Annotated in this window: 24 protein-coding genes; 16 read left to right on the top strand and 8 right to left on the bottom strand. The window is 66.7% G+C overall.

The window, feature by feature from the left end:
* Positions 1–301: 301 nt before the first annotated feature.
* Positions 302–1825, bottom strand: coding sequence for a replicative DNA helicase (locus EOD43_RS08500; protein ID WP_127742944.1), 1524 nt, complete (start codon positions 1823–1825; stop codon positions 302–304).
* Between the two features lie 161 nt (positions 1826–1986).
* On the opposite strand from EOD43_RS08500, the gene EOD43_RS08495 reads away from it, so the two are divergent.
* From EOD43_RS08495 to EOD43_RS08480, 4 genes are all read left to right on the top strand, one after another.
* Entirely contained in the window at positions 1987–2418 is a 432-nt protein-coding gene (locus EOD43_RS08495) for a MarR family winged helix-turn-helix transcriptional regulator (RefSeq protein WP_240653123.1), read from the top strand.
* The gene (locus EOD43_RS08490) at positions 2415–3458 is read left to right on the top strand and encodes an HlyD family secretion protein (RefSeq protein ID WP_127742940.1); all 1044 of its coding nucleotides are present in this window, start codon (positions 2415–2417) and stop codon (positions 3456–3458) included. The genes EOD43_RS08495 and EOD43_RS08490 overlap by 4 nt, the downstream gene beginning before the upstream one ends.
* A 110-nt stretch (positions 3459–3568) precedes the next feature.
* Positions 3569–4051 carry a UPF0262 family protein gene (locus EOD43_RS08485; protein ID WP_127742938.1) on the top strand — a complete coding sequence of 161 codons (483 nt, stop codon included), beginning with the start codon at positions 3569–3571 and terminating at the stop codon, positions 4049–4051.
* A gap of 10 nt (positions 4052–4061) precedes the next feature.
* Complete coding sequence (locus EOD43_RS08480; protein WP_127744680.1) at positions 4062–4514, top strand: cytidine deaminase; 453 nt, start codon at positions 4062–4064, stop codon at positions 4512–4514.
* Here EOD43_RS08480 and EOD43_RS08475 read toward each other — a convergent pair.
* Positions 4511–4975, bottom strand: a complete 465-nt coding sequence (locus tag EOD43_RS08475; protein ID WP_127742936.1) for a GAF domain-containing protein — start codon at positions 4973–4975, stop codon at positions 4511–4513. The genes EOD43_RS08480 and EOD43_RS08475 overlap by 4 nt on opposite strands.
* Before the next feature lie 128 nt (positions 4976–5103).
* Between EOD43_RS08475 and dcd the strand changes: the two genes are divergently transcribed.
* Positions 5104–5658, top strand: a complete 555-nt coding sequence (gene dcd / locus EOD43_RS08470; protein WP_127742934.1) for a dCTP deaminase — start codon at positions 5104–5106, stop codon at positions 5656–5658.
* A 3-nt stretch (positions 5659–5661) separates the two neighbouring features.
* Positions 5662–6333: a phosphorylase family protein gene (locus tag EOD43_RS08465; protein ID WP_127742932.1), complete on the top strand. Its 672-nt coding sequence runs from the start codon at positions 5662–5664 to the stop codon at positions 6331–6333.
* Here EOD43_RS08465 and EOD43_RS08460 read toward each other — a convergent pair.
* Both EOD43_RS08460 and EOD43_RS08455 read right to left on the bottom strand, forming a co-directional pair.
* Complete coding sequence (locus EOD43_RS08460) at positions 6330–6578, bottom strand: hypothetical protein (protein ID WP_127742930.1); 249 nt, start codon at positions 6576–6578, stop codon at positions 6330–6332. The two genes, EOD43_RS08465 and EOD43_RS08460, sit on opposite strands and share 4 nt — an antisense overlap.
* Positions 6579–6605: 27 nt before the next feature.
* Positions 6606–7316 (bottom strand): Npun_F0296 family exosortase-dependent surface protein, encoded by a 711-nt coding sequence (locus EOD43_RS08455; protein WP_127742928.1) that lies wholly within the window; start codon positions 7314–7316, stop codon positions 6606–6608.
* A 156-nt stretch (positions 7317–7472) separates the two neighbouring features.
* Here EOD43_RS08455 and EOD43_RS08450 point away from each other — a divergent pair, with 156 nt between their 5' ends.
* The 6 genes from EOD43_RS08450 to EOD43_RS08425 are packed head-to-tail and all read left to right on the top strand — an operon-like array spanning position 7473 to position 13096.
* The gene (locus EOD43_RS08450) at positions 7473–7871 is read left to right on the top strand and encodes a MarR family winged helix-turn-helix transcriptional regulator (protein WP_240653122.1); all 399 of its coding nucleotides are present in this window, start codon (positions 7473–7475) and stop codon (positions 7869–7871) included.
* A gap of 3 nt (positions 7872–7874) precedes the next feature.
* Positions 7875–9923: an FUSC family protein gene (locus EOD43_RS08445; protein ID WP_127742924.1), complete on the top strand. Its 2049-nt coding sequence runs from the start codon at positions 7875–7877 to the stop codon at positions 9921–9923.
* Complete coding sequence (locus EOD43_RS08440; RefSeq protein ID WP_127742922.1) at positions 9920–10135, top strand: DUF1656 domain-containing protein; 216 nt, start codon at positions 9920–9922, stop codon at positions 10133–10135. The genes EOD43_RS08445 and EOD43_RS08440 overlap by 4 nt, the downstream gene beginning before the upstream one ends.
* Positions 10132–11016, top strand: coding sequence for an efflux RND transporter periplasmic adaptor subunit (locus EOD43_RS08435; protein ID WP_127742920.1), 885 nt, complete (start codon positions 10132–10134; stop codon positions 11014–11016). The genes EOD43_RS08440 and EOD43_RS08435 overlap by 4 nt, the downstream gene beginning before the upstream one ends.
* Positions 11009–12418, top strand: a complete 1410-nt coding sequence (locus tag EOD43_RS08430; protein WP_127742918.1) for an efflux transporter outer membrane subunit — start codon at positions 11009–11011, stop codon at positions 12416–12418. Before EOD43_RS08435 ends, EOD43_RS08430 begins: the two co-directional genes overlap by 8 nt.
* A gap of 39 nt (positions 12419–12457) precedes the next feature.
* Positions 12458–13096 (top strand): glutathione S-transferase family protein, encoded by a 639-nt coding sequence (locus tag EOD43_RS08425; protein ID WP_127742916.1) that lies wholly within the window; start codon positions 12458–12460, stop codon positions 13094–13096.
* Here EOD43_RS08425 and EOD43_RS08420 read toward each other — a convergent pair.
* Both EOD43_RS08420 and wecB read right to left on the bottom strand, forming a co-directional pair.
* Positions 13093–15372, bottom strand: a complete 2280-nt coding sequence (locus EOD43_RS08420; RefSeq protein ID WP_127742914.1) for a ribonuclease R family protein — start codon at positions 15370–15372, stop codon at positions 13093–13095. The genes EOD43_RS08425 and EOD43_RS08420 overlap by 4 nt on opposite strands.
* Positions 15373–15541: 169 nt before the next feature.
* Positions 15542–16639, bottom strand: coding sequence for a non-hydrolyzing UDP-N-acetylglucosamine 2-epimerase (gene wecB / locus EOD43_RS08415; RefSeq protein WP_127742912.1), 1098 nt, complete (start codon positions 16637–16639; stop codon positions 15542–15544).
* 287 nt (positions 16640–16926) lie between these two features.
* Between wecB and EOD43_RS08410 the strand changes: the two genes are divergently transcribed.
* From EOD43_RS08410 to EOD43_RS08395, 4 genes are read left to right on the top strand one after another with little or no spacing between them, the layout of a single operon-like run.
* Positions 16927–17322, top strand: a complete 396-nt coding sequence (locus tag EOD43_RS08410; RefSeq protein ID WP_127742910.1) for a hypothetical protein — start codon at positions 16927–16929, stop codon at positions 17320–17322.
* A gap of 29 nt (positions 17323–17351) precedes the next feature.
* Positions 17352–19646 carry a TonB-dependent receptor gene (locus EOD43_RS08405; protein WP_127742908.1) on the top strand — a complete coding sequence of 765 codons (2295 nt, stop codon included), beginning with the start codon at positions 17352–17354 and terminating at the stop codon, positions 19644–19646.
* Positions 19643–20926, top strand: coding sequence for a PepSY-associated TM helix domain-containing protein (locus EOD43_RS08400; protein ID WP_240653121.1), 1284 nt, complete (start codon positions 19643–19645; stop codon positions 20924–20926). Before EOD43_RS08405 ends, EOD43_RS08400 begins: the two co-directional genes overlap by 4 nt.
* Positions 20923–21249: a DUF952 domain-containing protein gene (locus EOD43_RS08395; protein WP_127742906.1), complete on the top strand. Its 327-nt coding sequence runs from the start codon at positions 20923–20925 to the stop codon at positions 21247–21249. The genes EOD43_RS08400 and EOD43_RS08395 overlap by 4 nt, the downstream gene beginning before the upstream one ends.
* Positions 21250–21278: 29 nt before the next feature.
* Here the strand turns inward: EOD43_RS08395 and EOD43_RS08390 are convergent, their stop codons facing one another.
* Together EOD43_RS08390 and gspN are read right to left on the bottom strand one after the other, a co-directional pair.
* Entirely contained in the window at positions 21279–23306 is a 2028-nt protein-coding gene (locus EOD43_RS08390; protein WP_127742904.1) for a protein-disulfide reductase DsbD family protein, read from the bottom strand.
* A gap of 167 nt (positions 23307–23473) precedes the next feature.
* Entirely contained in the window at positions 23474–24178 is a 705-nt protein-coding gene (gene gspN, locus EOD43_RS08385; RefSeq protein ID WP_164857166.1) for a type II secretion system protein N, read from the bottom strand.
* Positions 24179–24197 lie beyond the last annotated feature (19 nt).

Below are 24197 nucleotides of genomic sequence, written 5' to 3'. Positions count from 1 at the left end.
GGTGGAAGTGAGACCAGCGCACGCCAGAATAGCGAATAGCTCCGGCCGCTATTGCGATCGGAGCGAGGAGTCCCAGCGATGCGGCCCGTGGGCCGAACGGCGTCAGCTCAGCAGATACACGCCGAACTGGTAGATCAGATAAAGCGGGGCGGCGCAGACGGCGCTGCCGAACACGGTATCGATCATGCGTTCGATGACGATCATGACATATCTCCTCTCCCACGCCCTGCTTGTGAGGATCTTGGGTCAGGATAGAGTTACATGATTCGCCTTAGGAGTCAGCCCCTTTTCTGACGGTGCGTCATTCGTCGTAAGCAGGCGCGTACTGATCTTCCGCAAGGTCGGAAAACTTGGTGATGCGGGCTTCGAATTTGAGCCGCACCTTGCCCGTCGCGCCGTGGCGCTGCTTGGCGATGATCAGTTCGGAAATGCCGAAGGCGCGCTCCATTTCGCGGCGCCAGTCCTCATGCGCTTCCCAGGTCTTCGCATCGTCGCCTTCCAGCGGGCGCTTGGGCTCGCGCGACTGGACGTAATATTCGTCGCGATAGACGAACCAGACCATGTCGGCGTCCTGCTCGATCGAGCCCGATTCACGAAGATCCGACAGCTGCGGCCGCTTGTCCTCGCGCTGCTCGACCGCACGGCTGAGCTGCGAAAGCGCGATCACGGGGACGCTCAGTTCCTTCGCCAATTGCTTGAGACCGCGGCTGATTTCCGAGATTTCCTGCACGCGATTGCCATCGCGATTGTTGCCCGAACCCTGGAGCAGCTGAAGATAGTCGACGATGACCACGCCGATCCCGCGCTGCCGCTTCAATCGGCGCGCGCGGGTGCGCAGCGCGGCGATCGTGAGGCCCGGCGTGTCGTCGATATAGAGCGGCAGATGCTCCAGCTCGCCCGACGCGCGGGCAAGGTCGCGAAACTCCTGCGTGCTGATCTTGCCCATGCGCAGATTTTCGGAGCTGATCCCCGATTGTTCGGACAGGATACGCGTCGCCAGCTGATCGGCCGACATTTCGAGGCTGAAGAAAGCGACGCCCGCGCCCACCGACTTTTCATCGGCGATCCCGGCTTCGCGATCGCGGATCAGCCGGATCGCCGCGTTGAAGGCGATATTGGTGACGAGCGAGGTCTTCCCCATGCCCGGACGCCCGGCGAGGATGATCAAGTCCGACGGATGCAGACCGCCGATCTTGCCGTTGACGCTGTCGAGCCCGGTGGTGATGCCCGAAACATGGCCGCCCGAATTGAGCGCGCGTTCGGCCGTCGCGACCGCGATCTTGGTCGCCTGCCCGAAACTCTTGACGCTGCCTTCCTCGCCGCCTTCTTCGGCGACCTTGTAGAGCGCGACTTCGGCGGCCTCGATCTGCCCCTTGGGATCGACCAGTTCGGACGTGTCGAGCGCCTGATCGACCATGCCGCGGCCGACACCGATCAGGGCGCGCAGCAACGCCAGATCATAAACCTGCGCCGCGAAATCGCGCGCGCCGATCAACGCCGCGCCGCTGCCCGTCAGTTGGGCGAGATAGGCCGGGCCGCCGCGTTCGCGCATTTCGGCATCGGCATCGAACATCGGCTTCAGCGTGACCGGATTGGCGATCATGTTGCGATCGACCATCCGAAGCGCTGCTTCGTAGATGCGGCCGTGGAGCGGATCGTAGAAATGTTCGGCGCGCAGGCGGACCTGCACGTCTTCGGCGATACGATTGTCGATCAGCAGCGCGCCCAGCAGCGCGGCCTCCGCCTCAACATTGTGGGGGAGCGTCTGGCCCTCGGGCAGTTCAGCGCCAGGGGCGCCGGGCAGGATACGAAGCGGTTCGGGCATGAGGCGATTATCCGCCTCCCCGCCCCCGACCTCAAGCGCCGCGCCGCAAAATATATTTGGATCGATCTGTGGGTAAGTCGAGTCGTGATCTTGCAATGCTCATAGCGAGCATCAATAATGTAAGCATGCTTGCAAATCCCAACCCAAGCCTGGCGTTGCTGATGCACGATATTTCGCAGCGGGTGCGCTATGCATTCGATGCGAAGGCGCGCGACATCGGCGTGACTCGCCAGCAGTGGCGGACCCTGTTCCTGCTCAGCCGGATGGACGGCCCGACGCAGAGCGAAGTTGCGGATATTCTTGAGGTAGAGCGGATCACGCTGACCCGGATGATCGACCGGCTGGCCGATGCCGGGCTGGTCGAGCGCCGCGCCGATCCGAACGATCGCCGGGTCTGGCGTCTCCACATAACGGAGAAAGCCGGCGATATCGTTGACCGGCTCACCGAAATCGGCCGATCGGTCGAACAGACATATATGGCGGCTATCAGCCCGCAGGAGGCCACCCTCCTGTTCGAACTGCTTGGCCGGATCAGAGAGAGCATGCGCGACGAAGGCAGTGCTGTCCCTTCGCAGAACAAGGTTGAGTCATGAACGAGATGAGCAGAGTCGCCCCCGAGGTGATCGTCGGGGAGCCCAAGATCGCGCCGAAGCGCAATCTGAAGCGACTTGCGCTGATGCTGTCGGTGCCGCTGCTGCTGGCGGCGGCGGGCGCCTATCTGTGGATTTCCGGGCTGGGTAAGGTTTCGACCGACAATGCCCAGGTGAATGCCCATGTCGTCGCGATCGCGCCCGAAGTGGGCGGGCGCCTGATCGAAGTCGGCGTGGTGGAAAACCAGCACGTGAAAAAGGGCGACCTTCTGTTCCGCATCGACCCCGAACCCTATCGCATCGCGCTGATGCAGGCCGATGCCGCCGTCGGCAATGCCGAGCTGTCGATCGCGCAGGCCGAGAGCAACTATCATTCGAAGGCCGCCGATACCCTCAAGAGCGCGTCGGACGTGACCCTGGCGCAGGATACGTTCCGCCGTCAGCAGGAACTGCTCGCCCGCGGCTTCACCACGCGGGCCGCCTATGACGCCGCCAAGGCGCAGTTGGCCGCCGCGCGCGCCGACATCGCATCGACCAAGGCGGAGGCCGAATCGGCCCGCGCCGTCACCCAGCTGAAGAACGGCGTGCATCCGCAGGTCGAAGCCGCGATCGCCCAGCGCGACAAGGCCCGGCTCGATCTGGCCCGCACCGAAATCCGCGCGCCGATGGACGGCGTGATCAGCCAGGCCGACAAGCTGCAGCCCGGCGCGCTGGCCATGCAGTCCTTCTCGCTGCTCAACCTCGTTGCCGGCGAAGGTTACTGGATCGACGCGAACTTCAAGGAAACCCAGCTGGCCGACATCCGCATCGGCCAGCGCGCCGAAGTGGAGATCGACGCGGTTCCGGGCCGCACCTTCACCGGCCATGTGATCGGCATCGGCGCGGGCACCGGATCGCAATTTTCGGTCCTTCCCGCGCAGAATGCGACCGGCAACTGGGTGAAGGTTACGCAGCGCGTGCCGGTTCGCATCCAGCTCGACGAGAAGCCCGATCGCCCGCTGGTCGCCGGCTGGAGCTCGCACGTCACGATCATCACGAAATAAGCGTCTCCTCCCCTGCCCCTCGGTCCCGGCCTCACCCGGAACCGAGGGGCATTTTTGTAGTGATCGCTATGGTTGGCAACCTGCCCGCCCCGCGCTAATTCGATTCCAGCATGTCCGACCCGCGCATCATCGACATCGAACTCGACGAGAAGACGATCATCTGGCGCAATGCCGATGTCGAACAGGAACGTCGGATTGCGATCTTCGACCTGAAGGAAGAGAATTTCTTCCGGCCGCTGCGCGCCTATCCGCAGGGCTATGCGGGCCCGTTCAAGGTCAAGCTGCGCGTCGAGGAAGGGCGGCTGGCGATCGATATCGCGGCGGAGACGGGCGATCTGCTCGAAACCCTGATCCTCGGGCTCGCCAGCTTCCGTCGGCCGATCAAGGATTATTTCGCGATCTGCGACAGCTATTTCCAGGCGATCAAGGTCGCGACACCCCAGCAGATCGAGACGGTCGACATGGCCCGGCGCGGCATCCACAATCAGGCGGCCGAGCTGCTCAAGGAACGGCTGGAGACCAAGATCGAGGTCGATTTCGACACCGCGCGCCGCCTGTTCACCCTGATCTGCGTGCTGCACATCCGTGGCTGAGGCGGTCGACATGGGCGCGGTCGCGGGCGCCGTCCTGATCGATGCGGCGCGCGAGGCGGCGAAGAATGCGCACGCGCCCTATTCGCGCTTCGGCGTGGGCGCGGCGGTGCTGCTGACCGATGGCGAGATCGTCACCGGCACCAATTTCGAAAATGCCAGTTACGGCCTGTCGCTGTGCGCCGAGACGGTGGCGCTGGCGACCGTCAACGCGCGCGGCCGATTCCGTGATGTCGTCGCGATCGGGATCATCGGCGGCGCGCTGAACAAGGACGGGACGATCAGCGGGTCGGCCCCGATCTATCCCTGCGGCCGCTGCCGCCAGATCATCAACGAGGCCGCGCAAATGGGTGGCCGCGACATCGACATCCACTGCGGATCGGCCGATGGCTCCGCCGTCGCGCGCCACAGCGCGTCCGAACTTCTGCCCCACGCCTTCGGGCCGGCGGATTTGGGAATCGGCTAAATCGCGTCGGGGTAGAGGCAGGTCATCAGCCGCGCGGCCTGCAACCCGATCGCCTTGCGAATCTCGGGCGTGTCGATGACGTGCGGTTTCGGATCGACCGCGAACATCGTGCCGTAAACGCTGCGATCCATCCGGAACAAAGGAACCGAAACGTAGCTCTGAAAGCCGTAGGTCGCCGGGACAGGATGATCGCGCCATTGGGGCGCATCGCGCACGCTGTCGATAAAGATCGGGCGGCCGGTTTCGCGGATTTCGTTGCAGATCGTCGCGGCGATATCGAGCTCGTCGCCCGCATTCAGGCCGAATTCGATCCGGTCATAAACCTGGAGCGCCATCCAGCGATCCTCGGTCATCCCCGCGACCGCCGCAAAACCCATTCCGGTCAGGTCGCACAGTTCGCGCAGAACATCGGCAACATCGCTGTTCACCGAAACCGCTGCCAAACTTCGTTCGAAGTCCATTGCAGCCGCCTCCTTTCCCACCCGGTTCTATCGCATCAATCCCACAACGCAATCGTATGCATTCAAAGCACTTTGAAAGCCGGAGCGGGCTGCTAGGACAGTCATATCCAAGAGGGAACGCGCATTATATGTCGATTATGTCGGATAAGTGGATTCGCGAGCGCGCGCAGCAGGACGGGATGATCGAGCCGTTCGTCGAGGCGCAGCGGCGCGAGGGGTGCATCAGCTACGGCCTGTCCTCCTATGGCTATGACGCGCGCGTGGCCGACGAGTTCAAGATTTTCACCAATGTCGACAGCGCGACGGTGGACCCCAAGGATTTCGCCGCGAACAGTTTCGTCGATCGCAAGACCGACGTGTGCGTGATCCCGCCGAACAGCTTCGCACTGGCCCGCACGGTCGAATATTTCCGCGTGCCGCGCGACGTGCTGGTGATCTGCCTGGGCAAATCGACCTATGCGCGCTGCGGCATCATCGTGAACGTCACCCCGCTGGAGCCCGGCTGGGAGGGACATGTGACGCTGGAATTCTCCAACACCACCCCGCTGCCCGCCAAGATATACGCCAATGAAGGCGCGTGCCAGTTCCTGTTCCTGCAGGGCAATGAGCCGTGCGAGGTCAGCTATGCCGATCGCGCGGGCAAATATATGGGGCAGCAGGGCGTCACGCTTCCGCGGCTCTAAACCATGAAGCGGATCGGCATCGTCGCAGGCATGCCCGCCGAGCTGGCGGCCTTCGCGCCGGCGATGGCGCGTGAGGCGATTGCGGGGCCGATCGCGGTCGAGGCGCTGACGCTGGGCGACAAGCAATGCTTCCTCGCCTGCGCGGGGATCGGCAAGGTCGCGTCGGCCAGCGCGGCCGCCCTGCTCGCGCATCGCCACGATGTCGACCTGCTGCTGGTGATCGGCACGGCGGCGCGGATCGGGCTGGGGCCGGGCGGCGCCTTCCGGATCGTCGATGCGGTGCAGACCGATTATGGGGCGCGATCCGAGGCGCGCTTCGCCCGCTTCGATCCGGGCACGATCCCATTCGGCGATCCGCCCGCCCTCACCCCCTATAAGGCGTTCGAACTGCACGCGATCGCGGCGCTGCCGCCCGCAAGGATCGCGAGCGCCGACATGTTCGTCGAAAGCGCAGGCCATGCGGCGGAGATCGGCGCGTCGCTGGGCGCGACCCTGATCGACATGGAGACGGCGGCGGTGGCGCAGTTCGCGACGCTCAACGCCCTGCCCTGGGCCGCGATCAAGGCGGCGACCGATGCGGCCGACGAAGACAGCGCCGCCACCTTCCTCGATCAACTCGCCCGCGCGGCGCGTGCGGCGGCCGAAGCCGCCGAACAGGCGATAGCGGCGCTTTAGACCTTCTCGCCCAGCGCGGCGCGGACCATCGCTTCCCAGATGGCGGGATCGCCCGCGCGGGCCATGTCGGCATCGGGCTCGCGCAGCGTGCGCAGGACGGCAATCGCATCCTCACGATAATCGGGCCAGGCGGCGTCGACCGATCGGGCCGCCGAAACCTCCTGCCCGTGCGCGTTCGCGCTGATCCGCTCACCCGCCAGCACCCGCGCGATCCGTTCGATGGCGCTGCGTTCCGAAATGTTCATGGCTGCGATCCTCCCGAGGATCGACAATCAATGAGCCGCGGCAGTGGTTCCCGCAAGCCCGCCCGCGCGCCGCCGGCGCATCGCCCAGCCGATCAGGCCGAAGCCGGTCAGCATCGTCATCCACGTCGCCGGATCGGGCGCCGCGCCGACGATGCTCTGCCCCACGGTCAGATCGTCGAACTCGAACCCGCCGCCGCCATTCTGGATCAGCTGAACCCGGTTGAAGGCGGTATCGCTCTTGAAGTTGAAGAAGGCATAGGCCTCCCCCGTATTGCCGCCACCGAAGGGGTTGCCGAAATAGGCGTTGCTGAAGGTCGGCGATCCCTGCAGCACCGATTGCAGCGCCCAGGTGCCGAGCAAGGTGTCGTTATTGTAGAGCGCGACGGCATTGTTGCCGTCGAGCGCCGAGCCCCACAGGCCGAAATAGTTCACGCTGGTCGACAGGTTGATCGTCGCGGTGCCGCTGACGCTGCCATATTTGCCGGTGCCGCCGACGCCGCCATAAACGTTGGCGTCCGCGCTGGTGATCCAGCCGCTGCTGGTCGTGCCGGTGATGCCCGAATTGCCGAAGGCCAGGTTCGCGCCGCCGTTGATGTTGCCGTTCAGCGTATCGCGCACGAAGGTGTAGCCGCTGAGCGTGGGCGCAGCGACGCCCGCCCCTTCGACCGACACGATCACCGCCGCCGATGCCGGCGCTGCGACCAAGGCCGCTGCGAAAATCAGAAAAGCTGCACGCACCACATTCACGCCCCAGATACGCCCCCACGCATTCGATTACGCGCAATTCCCTAACGACTCAATGTCACCCGCCATCTTGACGAAAATTGATTAGTTAGCTATCTAATAAATATGAGTCGAGCCAGCCAAGAACGGGATATCGCGCAGCGCCTGCCGATGCTGACGCGCATATGGCGGCAGCTGGCGGATGCCCTGCTGGTCGAGTTCGGCGTGTCCAATTCGACGTCGTGGTGCCTGATCTGGCTCGACCGGCTTGGTCCCGACGTTCGCCAGATCGATCTGGCGCAGGCGATCGGCATCACCCAGCCCTCGCTCGTCCGCCTGATCGATCAGTTGCAGCAAAGCGGGCATGTCGTGCGGATGCAGGATCCGGACGACAAGAGGTCCAACCGCGTCCTGCTGACCGATGCGGGCCGCGAACTGGTGGGCACGATCGAGGCGCGGCTGCGCGACGAGCGCGCCATATTGTTCGACGGGATCAGCGATGCCGATATCGAAACCACCCTGCGGCTGATCGACACATTGTCGACACGCATCGCGGAGCGGCGGGTTTGATCGATGGGCGAGCGTTTCGGCCTTCCGGCGGCCCTGTTTTCGGTCAAATGTTTCGTGGCGGCGATGCTGGCGCTGTTCGTCGCGTTCAGCATCGGGCTTGAACGACCCTACTGGGCCTTCCTGACATCCTATATCGTTGCGCAGCCGCTGGCGGGCGCGGTGATTTCCAAGGCGATCTTCCGCCTGATCGGCACTTTCGTGGGCGCGATCGCGGCGGTGGCGATGGTGCCGCCGCTAGTCAACGCGCCCGAATTGCTGTCGCTCGCCTTTGCAAGCTGGCTCGCGCTGTGCGTGTTCGTGTCGCTGCTCGATCGCACGCCCAAATCCTACATGTTCGTCCTGGCCGGATACAGCGCGTGCATCATCGGCCTGCCCAGCGTCGATGCGCCTGCGCAGATCTTCACCGTCGCGTCGCTGCGCGTGCAGGAAATCAGCATCGGCATCCTTTCGGCCAGCCTGGTTCATGGCCTGATCCTGCCCGGATCGATCACCGGTGTGCTGCTGGCGCGGGTCGAGGCGATCTTGCGCGATGCCGAACGCTGGTCGCGCGACGCGATCGCGACCGATCCGGTGCCCGAGGTCGAGCAGGAACGCCGTCGCCTCGCGCTGGACGTGGCCGAGCTTCACCAGCTTTCGATCCACCTGCCCTTCGACGTATCCCGCCTCGCCCCGCGTGTCCGCACGGTGCGCGCGCTGCAGGACCAGCTCTCGATGCTGCTGCCGCTCGGCGCAGCGGTGCAGGACCGGCTGGACAATGTGCGGCGTGAAGGCGGCGAAGCCTCGCCCGAGGTCGCCGCCCTGCTCGACGATGTTCGCGCCTGGCTTACCGCGCCGGGCGACGATCGCGACACGCGCACCGCCATCGCCGCCGGCCTGATCGCCCGGTGCCGCGCGCTCGAGCCCGATGCCGGCCCCGACATGGCGTGGCGCGAGATGCTGCGGCTGAGCCTGCTTGCCCGCCTCGCCGCGCTCGTCGAGGTGCATCGCGATTGTCGCGACCTGCGTGATCAGCTCGTCACCCACAGCCGCCGCCCCGTCACCCCGCGCGTGGGCGAATTGCTCGAAGGGCGCCGCAATCGGGAGCTACATCGCGATTATGCCGGCGCGGCGCGCGGGGCGTTCAGCGCCTTCGTCACCCTGCTTGTCGGCTGCGCCCTGTGGATCGGCAGCGGATGGAAGGATGCGAGCACCGCCGTGATGCTCGCCGGCGTCTTCCTTGCCTTGTTCTCGGCGTTCGAAAATCCGGCCGCGCCGCTCAAGGCGTTCTGGATCGGCACGCTGATCGCCTCCGTCGTCGGCGCGATCTACGGCTATGCGATCCTGCCGCGCCTCGACGGATTTCCGATGCTGGCGGCGGCACTCGCGCCCGCCTTGCTCATCGGCGGCGCCTTCATGGCATCACCGCGTTATGGCGGGATCGCGCTTCCGGCGATGATGGGGCTGGGCAGCCCCGCTTTGATCGAGGCGCGATACGTCAACGAATTCGCGATCTTCGCCAATGGATCGATCGCGCAGCTTGTCGGCATCTGGTTCGCGATCGTGATGGTCGGCCTGCTCCAGTCGGCGGGGGCCGAGCGCGCGATCCGCCGCACGATCCGCGCCGGCTGGGCCGATATCGCGGCGCGCGCCAATCTGATGTCCGCGCCCGACCTGCGCGGCTGGATCAACCGCATGCTCGATCGGATCGGCCTGCTCGCCCCGCGCCTGGCCGCGATCGGCAAGGATGGCGGCGCCCCGCTCTATGATGCGCTGCGCGATCTGCGCACCGGCATCGCGATCGGCGAGTTGCGCCAGTTGCGTCTCGGCCTGTCCGCCGCGCAGTCCGCGCCGCTGACGCGGGTTCTGGCCGATGTCGGCGATCATTATCGCCGGCTCGACCCCGCCGCTCCCGAACCGGCCGACCCGACATTGCTGCGCGATATCGATGGCGCGATGGACCTGATGGCGAACCATGTCACCCCCGCCACGCGGCGCGACGGAACGCTGGCGCTCGTCAGCTTGCGCCGCAACCTGTTTCCCGATGCCCCCGCTTATCAAAGGATCGCCGCATGACCGGGGAAGTCTCGTTCGACGGGGTGTTCGTGCCGACCCTGCTCGTCCTCGCGATGATCGCGTTGGGGGGCGCCTTCGTCGTCACGCGCCTGATCGGCGCCTTCGGCCTCTATCGTTTCGTCGCCTATCGCGCGCTCGTCGATCTCAGCCTGTTCGTGCTGATCCTCGGCCTGCTCAGCATCCTCGCCCCCTCCTTCGGATATTCGCTATGAACCGCCTTGCCGCCCTGCTGACGCGCAGCGCCGCCACGATCGCCATCGTCATCGCCGCCCTCTTCGTCGCGGTGTGGATGTGGACCCATTATGAGCGCAGCCCGTGGACGCGCGACGGGCGGGTGCGCGCCGATGTGGTGCGGGTGACGCCCGATATCGGCGGGCTCGTCACATCGGTTTCGGTGCGTGACAATCAGGCGGTGAAGGCGGGCGATCCGTTGTTCGTGATCGACACGCCCCGCTATGCGCTGGCGCTGCGCCAGGCCGAGGCGCAGGTGGCGAGCGCGCGGGCGACGCTGGGCCAGGCGCGGCGCACCGCGAAGCGCGATCTGGCGCTGGGCGATCTGGTCGCCACCGAAAGCCACGAACAGAATCTCGCCGCCGTCGCCACCGCCGAAGCCGCACTCGCACAGGCGATCAGCGCGCGCGACGCCGCCGCGCTCAACCTGAAGCGCACGCGCATCACCGCATCGGTCAACGGCGTCGTCACCAATCTCGATCTCCACCCCGGCGATTATGTCGCGGCCGGGCAGCAGGCGATGGCGGTGATCGACCGGGATTCGCTGCGCGTCGAAGGCTATTTCGAGGAGACCAAGCTGCCGCTGATCCGCATCGGCGCCCCGGTGCATGTGCGGCTGATGGGCGAGGCGAGCGATGTCACCGGCCATGTCGAAAGCATCGCTTATGGCATCAACGACACCAGCCGCACCGACAGCGGCAATCTGCTCCCCTCGGTCGAGCCGACCTTCTCGTGGGTGCGGCTGGCGCAGCGTATTCCGGTGCGCGTGCGGCTCGATCATGTGCCCGCTGACGTGCGCCTGATCGCGGGGCGAACGGCGACGGTGACGGTCGAGCCGGCGAAGGAGGCGCGTCATGGCTAAGCCGCTTTTCGCGCCGCTACTGGCGCTGAGCCTCGCCGCCTGCGCGACCGCTGGCCCCAATTATCAAGCGCCGACCCATTCGGTGGCAACGACGCCCGCCGCCACGGGAGCTTTCCATTCGGCGGCAGGTGCGGGTGTCGACGGCGCCGCGCCGCTGCCCGATCGCTGGTGGCGGCTCTATGCCGATCCGAAGCTCGATGCGCTCGTCGAACAGGCGCTGGCGGCGAACACCGATCTGCGCGTCGCCGACGCCAATATCGCGCGCGCCGAAGCCGTGCTGCGCGAGGCGCAGGCGGGACGCACGATATCGACCTCGGTCAGCGCGAGCGCGACGCTGGCGCGCGCATCGGGCACCGGCCAGCCGCTGCCGGGCACCGTCGCCGACAATCTGGGGCTGAGCGCATCCTACCCGCTCGACCTCAACGGCCGGATCAAGCGCGCGATCGAGGCGAGCAACGCCGATGTCGAGGCGACCGAGGCGGCGCGCGACTATGTCCGCGTCAGCGTCGCCGCCGCGACCGCGCGGGCCTACACACAGGTCTGCGCAGCCAACTATCTGCTGGGCATCAACCGGCATGTCGTGGCCCTCCAGCGCGATACGCTCGACGCGACCCGTCGCCTCGCCGCCAACGGGCGCGGCACCGCGTTCGACGTGAGCCGCGCCGAGGCGGCGGTCGATGCGAGCGAAGCCGCCCTCCCCGCCTTCGAAGGCCAGCGGCAGACCGCGCTCTACCTTCTCGCGACTCTGCTCGGCCACGCCCCCGCCGATTATCCGGCCGACATCGCGACCTGCGCCGCGCTGCCCGCGCTCGATCGCCCGATCCCGGTCGGCGACGGCGCCGCTTTGATCCGCCGCCGCCCCGACATCCGCCAGGCCGAGCGCAGCATCGCCGCCGATACAGCGCGTGTCGGCGTCGCGACCGCCGATCTCTATCCGCAGATCAGCATCGGCGGATCGCTGGGGCTGAACGGGCCGGTGAAGGACATCGGCAGCGGCACATCGTTCGGCTTCAGCCTCGGCCCGCTGCTCAGCTGGTCCTTCCCCAACCGCTCGGTCGTCCGCGCCCGGATCGCGCAGGCCGATGCGCAGGTACAGGCCGATCTCGCTGGGTTCGACGGCACGGTGCTGGAGGCGCTGCGCCAGACCGAAACCGCGCTCGAAACCTATCGCCGCGATGCCGAACGCGCCGATGCGCTGGCCCGCGCGAGCAGCGCCGCGTCGCTGTCGGCCGATCAGGCGAACAAGCTGTTCCGTTATGGTCGGGGCGACTTCCTCTCGCTGCTCGACGCGCAGCGCAGCTATGCGAGCGCGGAGGTCACGAGCGCTTCGGCGAAGGCGCAACTCACGCTCGATCAGATCGCGATCTTCATGGCGCTAGGCGGGGGTTGGACGAACAGCTGAAACAATCGTTAGGTTATGCTGTCGAGAGAGGAGACCGGCATGAGCGAACTGACGATCTGGACGCTGGACTGGGTGCCCGATGGCCCGCGCGGCTTCGTGCGCGACCTGCGGCTGCGCTGGGCGTGCGAGGAGGCAGGCCGCCCCTACACGATCCGCACGATCGCGTTTGCGGATCGCGAGACCAACCATCTCGATCGCCAGCCCTTCGGGCAGGTGCCTTATCTGGACGATGGCGGGATCGAGCTGTTCGAAAGCGGCGCGTGCCTGCTCCATCTCGCCAGGGACAATGACGCCCTGATGCCCGCCGATCGGGTCGATGAGGCCGAGACGGTGCAATGGGTGATTGCCGCGCTCAATTCGATCGAGATGGCCACCGTGCCGTGGTGGTTCCTGAACATGACCGGGCAGAAGGATAGCCCGCTGACCGGCTGGGTCGAGCAACGGCTTGCCCATATCGAACGCGTGTTGAGCGAGCGCGAATGGCTGGTGGCCGATCGCTTCACCGTCGCCGATCTGCTGATGGCCGACGTGCTGCGCATCCCGCTGGTCCGCGGCTTCGGCGATCGGCCGGCGACGGAAGCCTATGTCGCGCGCGTCACCGATCGCCCCGCCTTCCGGAAGGCGCATGCCGACCAGATGGCGTTTTTCGCGGCGGCCGACGCGAAGCGGAAGGCTTAGCGGCGGCGCCCCTGATGGCGGATGTTGCCGGGTCGTCCGCGCCGGCCCATCGGCAGGCGCTTGCGATCCTTGCCGCCACGCCGGGGGGCGGTGCCAGCGACGCCACCTTCCTCCAGCTCGAAGCGCAGTGAGCCGGTGATCGGGCTGGCTTCGGCAAGGCGCAGCTTCAGGCGCATGCCCGGCGAATAGGTGTCGCCGCTCTCCTCACCGACCAGCGACTGCGACTTCTCGTCATAGCGGAAATATTCGGTGCCGAGCGTCGATACGGGGACGAGGCCATCGCCACCGATCGTCTCCACCGTCGCGAAGAAACCGAAGGGCTGAACCCCGGTGATCCGCGTGTCCATCAGCTCGCCGACATGCTGGCTGAGATAGGCGGCGACGTAACGGTCGATCGTGTCGCGTTCGGCCTCCATCGCGCGCCGTTCGGCCTGGCTGATCGACTCGCCCAGCGCGGTCATCCGCTCGGCCTCGTCGCCGGTCAGCTTGGTCGATGCCGGAATGTCGACCTTGCCACCACCCTTGAGCCGCGGCGGCGCGCATTCGAGGCCATAAGCACCGACCAGCGAGCGGTGCACGATCAGGTCAGAATAGCGGCGGATCGGCGAGGTGAAATGCGCGTAGCTGCCCAAAGCCAGGCCGAAATGGCCGGTATTGGTGGGCGCATAATATGCCTGCGTCTGTGAACGCAGCACCTGCTCCATGATCTGCGGCTTCACCGTCTCGTCGGGGATCTTGGCGATGATGTGATTGAAGGTGGACGGCTTCACCACCTGCCCCAGCGCGAATTCCATGTCGAAGGTGGCGAGATAGTCCTTGAGCGCGACCAGCTTCTCGCGGCTCGGGCTTTCATGGTCGCGGTACATGACCGGCGCCTTCTTCGCCTCCAGCGCCTTGGCGGCGGCGACATTGGCCGCGATCATATAATCCTCGACCAGCTTGTGCGCATCGAGCCGTTCGCGCGCCGCGACCGACATGATCCGCCCCTTCTCGTCCAGCACGACGCGCCGTTCGGGCAGATCGAGTTCGAGCGGCTCGCGCTTCTCGCGCGCGGCATAGAGCGCCTTCCAGCAGGCCCAGAGCGGTTTCAGCGCGCTCTCGGTCAGCGGATGTTCGATCTTCCCGTCGATCGCCGCCTGCGCATCCTCATAGGGAATGTTCGCGGCGATGCGGACGACCGCGCGGGTGAAGCGCCACGCCTTGATCGCGCCGCTCGCGGTGATCGTCAGGTGGCAGACCATCGCCGCGCGATCCTGATCCTGCTTGAGCGAGCAGATATCGGCCGACAATTCCTCGGGCAGCATCGGCACGACGCGATCGGGGAAATAGACGCTGTTGCCGCGCTTCTTCGCCTCGCGATCGATCGCGGAGCCGGGGCGAACGTAGAAGGAGACGTCGGCGATCGCGACGATCGCCTGGAAGCCGCCGGGATTGGCCGGATCGCTGTCGGGCGTCGCCCAGATCGCATCGTCATGGTCGCGCGCGTCGACCGGATCGATCGCGACGATCGGCACATCGCGCAGATCCTCGCGCCCGTCGCCGAGGTCGAGGCCGGGGACGATCTTCGCCTCCTCGATCACGCTTTCGGGGAAGATGTCGGGGATGCCCAGCTTGTGGATCGCGACGAGGCTGAAGCTGCGCGGGGCGAAGGGATCGCCCAGCCGCTCGACCACACGCGCGGTGATGCGCGGTGGGCGGCCCGCCTTTTCGGCCAGCACCAGATCACCCGCATCGGCATCGCCCGCATCGGACACGATCGTCTCGCGCCGCTCGCGCTTGTCGACGGGGCGCAACCACAGCCGGTCGCCCTCGCGGTGAAGGATGCCCAGCATCTGTTCGGACGATTTGGCGAGCCGCTTCATCGGATGCGCGACCCAACCGCGCCCGGCCTCCTCGGTGCGCACCAGCAGCCGATCGCCGACGCCCAGCGCCGCGCCCTTGCCGCGCATCTCCCGCACGCGCAGCTGCGGCGGGGCGCCGTCGCCATGCCAGCTCTCGGGCACGCCCAGCGCGATCCCCTCATCGGTCACATCGGTGACTCGGATCACCGTGACCTTGGGAATACCCCCCATCTTGTGGAAGGCGCGGCCACGCGCGCTGTCGATGAGGCCTTCGTCGGCCATGTCCTTGAGCAAAGCCTTGAGCAGGATCTTGTCCTGCGCGCTCAGCCCGAACGCCTTGGCAATCTCGCGCTTGCCGGCGGGCGTGGGGGATTTCTGGATGAAGTCGAGGATCTGCTCTCGGGTCGGCAGACCCGGTGAAGGACGCTTGGGCATTCAGGGGAGATAGGCGGGATTGAGGAGACACGCGAGTCCTCTCCCTTGAGGGGAGAGGATAGTGAAGCTTGGCGGCTCGCCGCCTAGCGTAACTTGGAGAGGGTGGAGACGTGCCCTCACCCACCACCGCTTTGCGGCGGTCCCCCCTCTCCCCTGCAGGGAGAGGGATTTAGCCGAACGTCCGCTTGCGCAGATCCTCCACGCAACGCTGGGCGGTCTTGCCGTCCCACGCGTCGGGCCGCTTGCGGTCCTTCTTGGGCTGGGCGAGCGCGTCGAGTAGCTGTTCGAGGAGAGCCGGCGCCTTTACCAGCCGGGCGGTGCCTTCGCTGATCGTGATCGGCCGCTCGGTATTGTCGCGCAGCGTGAGGCAGGGGATGCCGAGATAGGTCGTTTCCTCCTGAATGCCGCCCGAATCGGTGATGACCGCAGCGGCGCCCGACACGAGGCTCATGAAGGCGATATAGGCCTGCGGGCCGATCAGCTTGATCCCCGCAGCCTCCAGCTTTGCGCGACCCTCGTCGCCCAGCCGCTGGCTGGTGCGCGGGTGAACCGGGAAGATCAGGGGCAGATGCGCCTGCACCGCGATCAGCGCGTCGACCAGTTCGGCGAGCTTTTCGGGCACGTCGACATTGGACGGGCGGTGGAGCGTGACGACGCCATAGCCCCCCTTCGCAAAGCCCAGCGCCCCGGCGGTGTCCGCCGCCTCGATCGACGGACGGACGAGTTCGTAGCTGTCCATCATGATGTTGCCGACGCGGGTGATCTTGTTCGCGGGAATGCCCTCCGCGATCAGATTTTCGTCGGCGTCGGGCGACGGGGTCCACAGCACATCGGCCAGGACGTCTGTGACGAGGCGGTTGAGCTCCTCGGGCATGTCGCGGTCGCGGCTGCGCAGGCCGGCTTCGAGGTGGATCGTCGGGATGCGCAGCTTGCCCGCCGCCATCGCGCAGGCCGCCGTCGAGTTCACGTCACCGACGACGATCAGCCAGTCGGGCCGCTCCTCCATCGCCAGCTTTTCATAGGCGATCATCACGCGGCCAGTCTGTTCGGCATGGGTACCCGAACCAATGCCGAGGTGATGATCCGGCGCGGGCAGGCGTAGATCCGCGAAAATGTCGTCGGACATCGCCGCATCATAATGCTGCCCGGTGTGGACGATGATCGGCTGAAAATCGCTCGTCGCCTTCAGCGCGTGCCAGAGCGGCGCCACCTTCATGAAATTGGGCCGCGCGGCGGCGATCAGGTGGACACGGGCAGGACTGGACATAGACGACGGCTCCCCAAGATGCGGTGGGTATAGGGGGAAGCGATGGGGTGGCCAACACCCTCTGCTCGCTACCCTGCCTCCCCATTCGTCGCCCTCCCCTCGTCATTGCGAGCGTAGCGAAGCAATCCAGGCCCGCACTGGAGAGGCTCGCGACCTATCTCCAGTGCGGGCCTGGATTGCCGCGTCGCCTGCGGCTCCTCGCAATGACGAGTAGGGGAGGATGGGGAGCGCGGTGGGACAAGTTGTCCAATGGACTTCGCCCGCCCGCCCGCCTACAGGCCCGCCTCATGCACGCCATCCGGGCCCTCTTCCGGCGTCACGCGCTTCTCGCGGCGATCATCGTCGCGCTCGCGCTTGGCGTAAGGGCTCTGGTGCCGACCGGCTATATGACGAGCGCGAGCACGACCGGCTTCACGGTCACGCTGTGCGGCGGCGAACAGGGGCAGACGGTGCATATCGCCCTGCCCACCGATCCGATGCATCAGGACGACAGTGCCAAGGCCGACAGCCCCTGCGCCTTCACCGGGCTGGGCCTCGCCACGCTCGGCTTCACCGATCCCTTCCTGATCGCGATCGCCATCGCGTTCATCTTGGGCGTCGGGCTGCGCCTTGCCGTCACCGCCGTGCCCGCGCGCGGACGCGCCATCCTGCCCCCGACACGAGGACCGCCTTCGATCGCCTGATCTCTCCAAGCGATTCAAAAGGGGTTTTCATGTCTATCTTCACGCGTCGCCTGCTGGCGACGATCGCGCTGCTGCCCGCATGGCAGATGGCGCAGGCCGCAGACGCCGATGACGGTGCCATCCTGGTCGTCGGCCAGACCGACAAGGCCATCACCGTCGAGCCGCGCGGCCTTTCGGTCAGCCTTGGCGACAAGCAGTTTGCGGGCGTCAACGCCTTCAACGTCGAGGATCTGATCAAATATGCGCCCGATTTCTTCGTGCGCACGCGCTTCATCGGCGACAACAACGCGGTGCCGGGTTTCCGCGGCACCCACAGCACGCAGAGCGCGCGCGCGCTGGTGATGATCGACGGGTTCACCGTCTCCAACTTCCTTGGCAACAGCTTCGGCTTCCCGCCCGCCTGGGGCGTTGTGAGCCCGACCGAGGTTTCGCAGTTCGACGTGGTCTATGGCCCCTATTCGGCGCGCTATCCGGGCAATTCGATGGGCGGCATCGTCAACATCACCACCCGCGCACCCGAAAAGACCGAGGCGTTCGGCACGGTGCAGGGCTTCATGCAGCCCTATCGCCAATATGCCACCCGCGACACTTTGTTCGGTGGCGCGGCGGAGTTCGGCTTCGGCGTTAAACAGGCCGAAGGCCCCTTTTCCGCGCGCGTATCGGCCCGCCGTCTGCTCAACGCCGGGCAGCCGCAGCAATATTATCAGCTGGGCGCGGTGACGACGGGAACGGCAACGCCGATTTCCGGCGGCGTGGTCGATCCCGATCTGATCACCAAGACCCCGGTCGCGGGCGACTATGCGAACAGCGATACGCGGCAGGATCAGGTGCGCGGGCAGATCCGCTACGATCGGGGCGACATGCATGTCGAACTGCTCGGCACCTATTGGTGGAACCGCGAAAAGACGCTCAACCCACGCACCTATCTGCGCGATGCCGCGGGCAATCCCTTTTACGGATCGACCGCGAACGGGGGCCGGGTGAGCCTGAACGGCACCACCTACACCCTGCCGGCGGCGTCGACCTTCAACCTGTCGATCGCCGATCGCGACCAGTGGCTCGCCGGTCTCAAGATCGAGGCGCCCGTCGCGGGCTTCACGGTGAAGGCGAACCTGTCGACGCTGCGGTTCGCGCAGGCCGATACGCGCCGTTCGAACGGCTATGCGAACGGCGTCGCAAATGGCGCGGGGCAATTGACCCGGCAGGGTCCGACCGGCTGGTATACCGGCGACATCCTGATCACCCGCGACGTCGGCGCGCACGACATCGGCTTCGGCCTCAACGCCAATCGCTACGACACCGAACAGACCGTGTTCGGCACGACCAACTGGCGCGCCGCGACCGGCCGCACCTTCCGCTCGCAGACCTTCGGGCGGACGCGGCTGATCGGCGTCTTTGCCGAGGATGAGGTGGATCTGGGCGGTGGCGTGACGATCACCCCCGGCATCCGCGCCGATTTCTGGCGCGCCTTTGGCGGGGGCCTGAGCAGCGTCGCCACCACCGGCACGCAGGCGGGGCAGATCGTCACGCAGACCTATGCCCCGCGCAAGGACAGCTCAGTCGATCCCAAGCTCTCCGCACGCTGGGCGATCGACGCCGACTGGGCGGCCGAACTCAGCCTGGCGACCGCCACCCGTTTCCCGACGGTCGGCGAACTATTTCAGGGGTCGCTCAACGGCGACGGATCGTTCAACGTCAACAGCTTCGATCCGAACCTGAAGGCCGAACGCAGCCGCGACGCAAACTTCCTGCTGCGCCGCCATCTGGGGCCGGTGACGCTGACGGGTAGCGTCTTCTACCAGCGGGTGAAGAATGCGATCTTCAGCTATGTCGGGTTCAACCAGAACGGGGTTTCGACCTCGAATTTCAAGAATATCGACGTCACCCGCCAATGGGGCGTCGAGTTGATCGCGGCGACAAAGGACTGGCCGATCGAGGGCATAGCCATCGACGCCAATGCCGCGATGATCGACGCCGAAACCGTCCGCAACCGCGCCAGCCCGTCCTCCGAAGGCGTCCAGTTCCCGCGCATCCCGCGCTGGCGGATCAATGGCAATATCCGGTACGATCTGACGCCGAAGCTACAGGGCGCATTGGGCTTCCGCTACGCATCGCGGCCGAACACCGATCTCGACGGCCTCCAGCGCGGCGACACTTATGGCTACACGTCCGAACTGATGCAGATCGACGCGCGGCTCAACTGGCGGCTGCGCGACGGGCTGCGGCTGTCGGCGGGTGTCAACAACCTGACCAACGACAAAGCGTGGGTGTTCCACCCCTATCCGCAGCGCACCTTCACGATCGAAGCGGGTTGGACGCTGTGAGCCGCTGGTACAACGCGGTCTGGCGCTGGCATTTCTATGCGGGGATGCTGTGCGTGCCCTTGGTCCTGTGGTTGTCGATCACGGGCACGATCTATCTGTGGAAGCCGCAGATCGAGGCGCTGATCGACCGGCCCTATGCGGGGATCGCAACCGGCCCGCTCGCCCCGCCCTCGCGCATTGCCGAGGCGGCGGTGAGCGCCGTGCCGGGCGGGCGCTTTGCCAAATATCAACTGCCCGCCGCGCCCGGAGACGCGGTGCAGGTGGTCGTCGGCGACACGCGCGTTTATGTGAACCCGTCCAGCCTCGAAGTCCTCAAGACGGTGGGCGAGGAGGATCGACTGATGCGCCTGATCTTCCGCCTGCACGGCGAACTGATGATCGGCGATCCGGGCAGCTGGATCGTCGAGACGATCGCCTGCTGGGCGATCGTGATGATCCTGACCGGCCTCTATCTGTGGTGGCCGCGCAAGGGCGCCGGGCTGGCGGGCGTGCTGTGGCCGCGCCTGCATCTGGGCAGCCGCGCCTTCTGGCGCGATATCCACGCCGTCACAGGGATTTGGGTGAGCATGCTCGCGCTGTTCCTGATCCTGACCGGCCTGCCCTGGGCGAATGCCTGGGGCGGCTATTTCAAGGAGGTGCGCGCCGTTACCGGTCTGGCGGACGGGCCGCAGGATTGGACAACCGGCACCCACGAAGGCCATCACGGCATGGCGACGGGACCGGCGCAGGTGAACCTTGCCGAACTCGACCGCGTCGTCCCCGCCGCCGCGAGCGCGCACCTCGCAGGTCCGGTTCTGATCGCGCCGCCCAAGACGGCGGACGCGCTGTGGACCGCCAAGTCGGACGCGGGCAATCGCCCCGAACGCGCCGATCTGGGCATCGACGGCGGCACCGGCCAGATCCTGACGCGCAAGGATTTTGCCGAGCGCCACTGGGTCGATCGGGCGGTCGGCTATGGCATCGCCGCGCATGAAGGGCAGTTGTTCGGCCTCGCCAATCAGTTGCTGAGCATGGTCGCGACGATGGGGCTGAGCCTGCTCGCCATATCGGGGGCGATCTTGTGGTGGCGCAGGCGCCCGGTGGGGCTGCTGGGCGCGCCGATCCCGCTCAGCCGCCCGACGATGCGCGCGCCGTTGATCGCGCTGATCGCCGGGCTGGGCGGGCTGTTCCCGCTGTTCGGGGCGAGCCTGATCGCGGTGCTGCTGCTCGAATGGGCGTTGTTCCGCCGCCTGCCCCCGGTTGCGCGCTGGCTGGGGCTGCGGCAGAGGATCGCCGCATGACGATCTACCGCATCCTCACCGCCGACGATCATGCCGCGCTTCACCGCGACGGCAGCTTCGCGGGCAGCCCGCTCGACCGCAAGGACGGCTATATCCACATGTCGACCGAGGATCAGGTCGCCGGCACCCTTGCCGCCCATTTCAAGGGCGTCGAGGGGCTGATGCTGCTGACGATCGACGAAGCCCGCGTCGCGACCGACGTGAAGTGGGAGGCGTCACGCGGCGGCGCGCTGTTCCCGCACCTCTACCGCGCGCTGACGCTGGAGGATGTGGTGGCGGAACGTGCGATTACGATCGGCGGCGACGGCTCACACCTGTTCTAACCACTCCCGCTCGACACGAGCGGTGAGTTTTAGGCCCGCAATCCCATCAGCGTCGCGGGCGTCAGCAGCTGGGGCAAAGTCTCGATCTGCCCGTCGCGGTGGTAGAAGAGGTAGAGCGGCACGCCCGAGCGCCCCTTGGCCTCGAGGAAGCGGCCGATCGCCGGATTGCCGTCGGTCCAGTCGCCGACCATCACCGTCACGCCCGCCTGTTTGAACGCCGCGCGGACATCGTCGCGGTCGATCGCGGCCTTTTCGTTGACCTTGCACGTCAGGCACCAGTCGGCAGTGAAATAGAGGAAGACGGGCTTGCCCTCAGCCGTGAGCGACGCGAGCTTGGCCTCATCGAACGCCTCACCCTCAACCTTCGCGACCGATGCGACCGCCCCGCCCTTCGGCACCAGCAGCGCCGCCGCGACGGCGATCGCCAGTGCAGGCAGCAACGGCGCGAAGGCGAAGCGGCGCGCCTTGGCCTGCCGCGCGCCCGCCCACCACAGAGCGAGGCCGAGCAGCAGCGCCGCGCTAATGCCGAGCGCCATGCCATCGACACCCGCCTGCCGCCCCAAAATCCACGCGAGGCCCAGCGCGGTCGCGAACATCGGCACAGCGAGGATGTGGCGCAACGTCTCCATCCACGGCCCCGGCTTGGGCAGCTTGCGGCGCAGCGCGGGGACGAAGCCGATCGCGACGAAGGGCAGAGCGAGGCCGAGGCCCAGCCCGCCGAACACCGCAATCGCCGCCACCGTCGGCAGCACCAGAGCCGCGCCCAGCGCACCCGCCATGAACGGCCCGGTGCACGGCGTCGCGACCAGAGCGGCGAGCACCCCGGTCCAGAAAGCGGGCATCGCGCCCTTGCCGTGAGTCAGGCTGTCGCCGACGCCGATCGTGCGCAGTTCGAACAAACCGGCCATGTTCAGGCTGATCGCGGTCATCAGCAGGAGCAGCCCCGCAATCACGCGCGGATCCTGCAACTGAAAGGCCCAGCCGACCATCGATCCGCCCGCACGCAGCGCGAGGATCACTCCGCCCAGCGCGATGCAGCTCAGGATCACCCCGGCCGCGTAGGATAAGGCTTCGACCCGCGCCTCACTGCCCCCCGCCCGCGCGAGGCTGAGCGCCTTCAAACTCAGGATCGGGAAGACGCACGGCATGATGTTGAGCAGCAGCCCCCCGAGCAACGCGCCGCCCAGCGCGAGCAGGAAGGTGCGCAGGTCAAAACCCTTGCCGTCGCCGCTTGCGCCGATCGCGACCCCGGCGGCGGGCACCGCGCCCTTGCCCGCCTGAACCGTCAACCCGCGCCCCTCGCCGGTCGCGATCACGCCCGACAGGCCGGCGACGTCGGAGCCGTCTTCCTTGGCCTTCGCCTCGACGATCAACTGGTCGCCATTACGGCTGATCGATTGGGGCGCGGCATAATCGATCACGCCGTCGGTCGCGGGGTAGAAATAGGGATCGGCCACCGGCTGCGCGGCCGGATAGGGGATGGCGATGCGGATGCGGTCGCCCTTCTTTTCGAAGCTCGCCGGCTGCGACAGCGGCATCGGCATCGCCGCGCGCCAGCGATCGAACTTCGCGCGCGTCGCCGGATCGACCGCGCCGTCGCCCGCGACCAGATCGACCGAGATACGCCCCTTTTCGGGCACGCAGGTCGATGCCGAACAGACCAGCCAGTTGGCGTCGCCCGCGACGGTGAAGCGCTGACCGGGCTTCAGGTTCGTGGGCACGTCCAGCGTCGTCAGCAGCGCATAAGGCGCCTCATAGACGTAATTCATCAGGCCGAGGACGATCAGCCGCTGCGGCACCGGATAGCGCAGACCATCGGTCTTCGCGCCTTCGGGCAGGCTCCATTCGACGACGGTGGGCACGCCCGCATCGCCGGGATTTTCCCAATAACCGTGCCAGTCCTTCTCCGGCGTCATCGAGAGCGCCAGCGTGATGCGGCTGCCAGGCTTCGGCGTCGCGCTCTCGGCAAGGAGCGTGGCGGTCAGGTGGTTCCCCGCCGCCTCCACGCGCAACGGCGCAAGGAGCAGGGCGAGGAGCAGGAGAAAGCGACGAAGCATCTGCGCGCTATAGGGCCAATGGCGCCCCAAGCAAAATCCTCCCCCGGAGGGGGAGGGGGACCGGCGTAGCCGGTGGAGGGGTATTCGAGGCTGGGCGGTTCGCCACCGGCCAATACCCCTCCGTCAGTCCTACGGACTGCCACCTCCCCCTCCGGGGGAGGATTTACCTAAAGGCGGCGCTCTGTTTGATAGACATAGCCGTCGGGGCCGGGCGTGAAGCCCTTGCGCGACAGGCCGGCGGCGATGAGCGCGTTGCGCGGCTTGATCACGGTGCGCAGGCGATATCCGCCGGTCGCGTTGATCGCGATCTCCTGTGTCGCCTCGCCGGTGTCGCTGGCGAGATCGAAGGTCAGCGCGCCGTCGCGGCACAGGGCCGGCCCCTGCATCGATCCGGCGGGCACGACGCCGGCGAGCGGCGACGGGATATAAGCGCGCGTGCTGCCGTCGGCGGTGCCGCAATGCGTGCCGGGGAAACGCGCGGTCAGATTTTCGACGAACAGGGTGCCGCCCGGCACCGGCCCTTCGCCGGGAACGCTGGCGGTCAGGTTCAGCGCGTCGATCCCGATCCCGCCCCAACCGATGCTGAAGCCGCCGCTCAGTTGCGTGCCCGGATTGGTGCCGGTCATGTCGATGCGCAGGCGGCCTTTCAGCAGTTCGGCGGGAACGGCGTGCGTCTCGATATCGCCCAGCGCAATCTTGCCGAGTTGCGCGTCGTAGATGCGGCCTTCCCACGCCGTGCCTTCGGTGCCTGCCGTAGTGAAGCCGATCTTGCCCAGATGGGCGAGGTCGATCACGGTCTTGAGCGGGACGAAGGCGGCAGCGGCGAGCGCCGCGCCGACGAGCACGATCAGAAACAGCAGCACCCTCAACATCGCATTCCCCCCGAAATGT

Origin of the sequence: Sphingomonas crocodyli (genome assembly GCF_004005865.1) — a bacterium.
GTDB classification, from domain to species: Bacteria; Pseudomonadota; Alphaproteobacteria; order Sphingomonadales; family Sphingomonadaceae; genus Rhizorhabdus; species Rhizorhabdus crocodyli.
The sequence above is the reverse complement of the archived record's forward strand: the minus strand, read 5'-3'. Positions and strand labels throughout refer to the sequence as shown.

Coding starts and splice junctions, on each gene's coding strand:
- EOD43_RS08500 (WP_127742944.1), bottom strand. CDS start 1,825: ATGCCCGAACCGCTTCGTATCCTGCCCGGCGCCCCTGGCGCTGAACTG.
- EOD43_RS08495 (WP_240653123.1), top strand. CDS start 1,987: ATGCACGATATTTCGCAGCGGGTGCGCTATGCATTCGATGCGAAGGCG.
- EOD43_RS08490 (WP_127742940.1), top strand. CDS start 2,415: ATGAACGAGATGAGCAGAGTCGCCCCCGAGGTGATCGTCGGGGAGCCC.
- EOD43_RS08485 (WP_127742938.1), top strand. CDS start 3,569: ATGTCCGACCCGCGCATCATCGACATCGAACTCGACGAGAAGACGATC.
- EOD43_RS08480 (WP_127744680.1), top strand. CDS start 4,062: ATGGGCGCGGTCGCGGGCGCCGTCCTGATCGATGCGGCGCGCGAGGCG.
- EOD43_RS08475 (WP_127742936.1), bottom strand. CDS start 4,975: ATGGACTTCGAACGAAGTTTGGCAGCGGTTTCGGTGAACAGCGATGTT.
- dcd (WP_127742934.1), top strand. CDS start 5,104: ATGTCGATTATGTCGGATAAGTGGATTCGCGAGCGCGCGCAGCAGGAC.
- EOD43_RS08465 (WP_127742932.1), top strand. CDS start 5,662: ATGAAGCGGATCGGCATCGTCGCAGGCATGCCCGCCGAGCTGGCGGCC.
- EOD43_RS08460 (WP_127742930.1), bottom strand. CDS start 6,578: ATGAACATTTCGGAACGCAGCGCCATCGAACGGATCGCGCGGGTGCTG.
- EOD43_RS08450 (WP_240653122.1), top strand. CDS start 7,473: ATGCTGACGCGCATATGGCGGCAGCTGGCGGATGCCCTGCTGGTCGAG.
- EOD43_RS08445 (WP_127742924.1), top strand. CDS start 7,875: ATGGGCGAGCGTTTCGGCCTTCCGGCGGCCCTGTTTTCGGTCAAATGT.
- EOD43_RS08440 (WP_127742922.1), top strand. CDS start 9,920: ATGACCGGGGAAGTCTCGTTCGACGGGGTGTTCGTGCCGACCCTGCTC.
- EOD43_RS08435 (WP_127742920.1), top strand. CDS start 10,132: ATGAACCGCCTTGCCGCCCTGCTGACGCGCAGCGCCGCCACGATCGCC.
- EOD43_RS08430 (WP_127742918.1), top strand. CDS start 11,009: ATGGCTAAGCCGCTTTTCGCGCCGCTACTGGCGCTGAGCCTCGCCGCC.
- EOD43_RS08425 (WP_127742916.1), top strand. CDS start 12,458: ATGAGCGAACTGACGATCTGGACGCTGGACTGGGTGCCCGATGGCCCG.
- EOD43_RS08420 (WP_127742914.1), bottom strand. CDS start 15,372: ATGCCCAAGCGTCCTTCACCGGGTCTGCCGACCCGAGAGCAGATCCTC.
- wecB (WP_127742912.1), bottom strand. CDS start 16,639: ATGTCCAGTCCTGCCCGTGTCCACCTGATCGCCGCCGCGCGGCCCAAT.
- EOD43_RS08410 (WP_127742910.1), top strand. CDS start 16,927: ATGCACGCCATCCGGGCCCTCTTCCGGCGTCACGCGCTTCTCGCGGCG.
- EOD43_RS08405 (WP_127742908.1), top strand. CDS start 17,352: ATGTCTATCTTCACGCGTCGCCTGCTGGCGACGATCGCGCTGCTGCCC.
- EOD43_RS08395 (WP_127742906.1), top strand. CDS start 20,923: ATGACGATCTACCGCATCCTCACCGCCGACGATCATGCCGCGCTTCAC.
- EOD43_RS08390 (WP_127742904.1), bottom strand. CDS start 23,306: ATGCTTCGTCGCTTTCTCCTGCTCCTCGCCCTGCTCCTTGCGCCGTTG.
- gspN (WP_164857166.1), bottom strand. CDS start 24,178: ATGTTGAGGGTGCTGCTGTTTCTGATCGTGCTCGTCGGCGCGGCGCTC.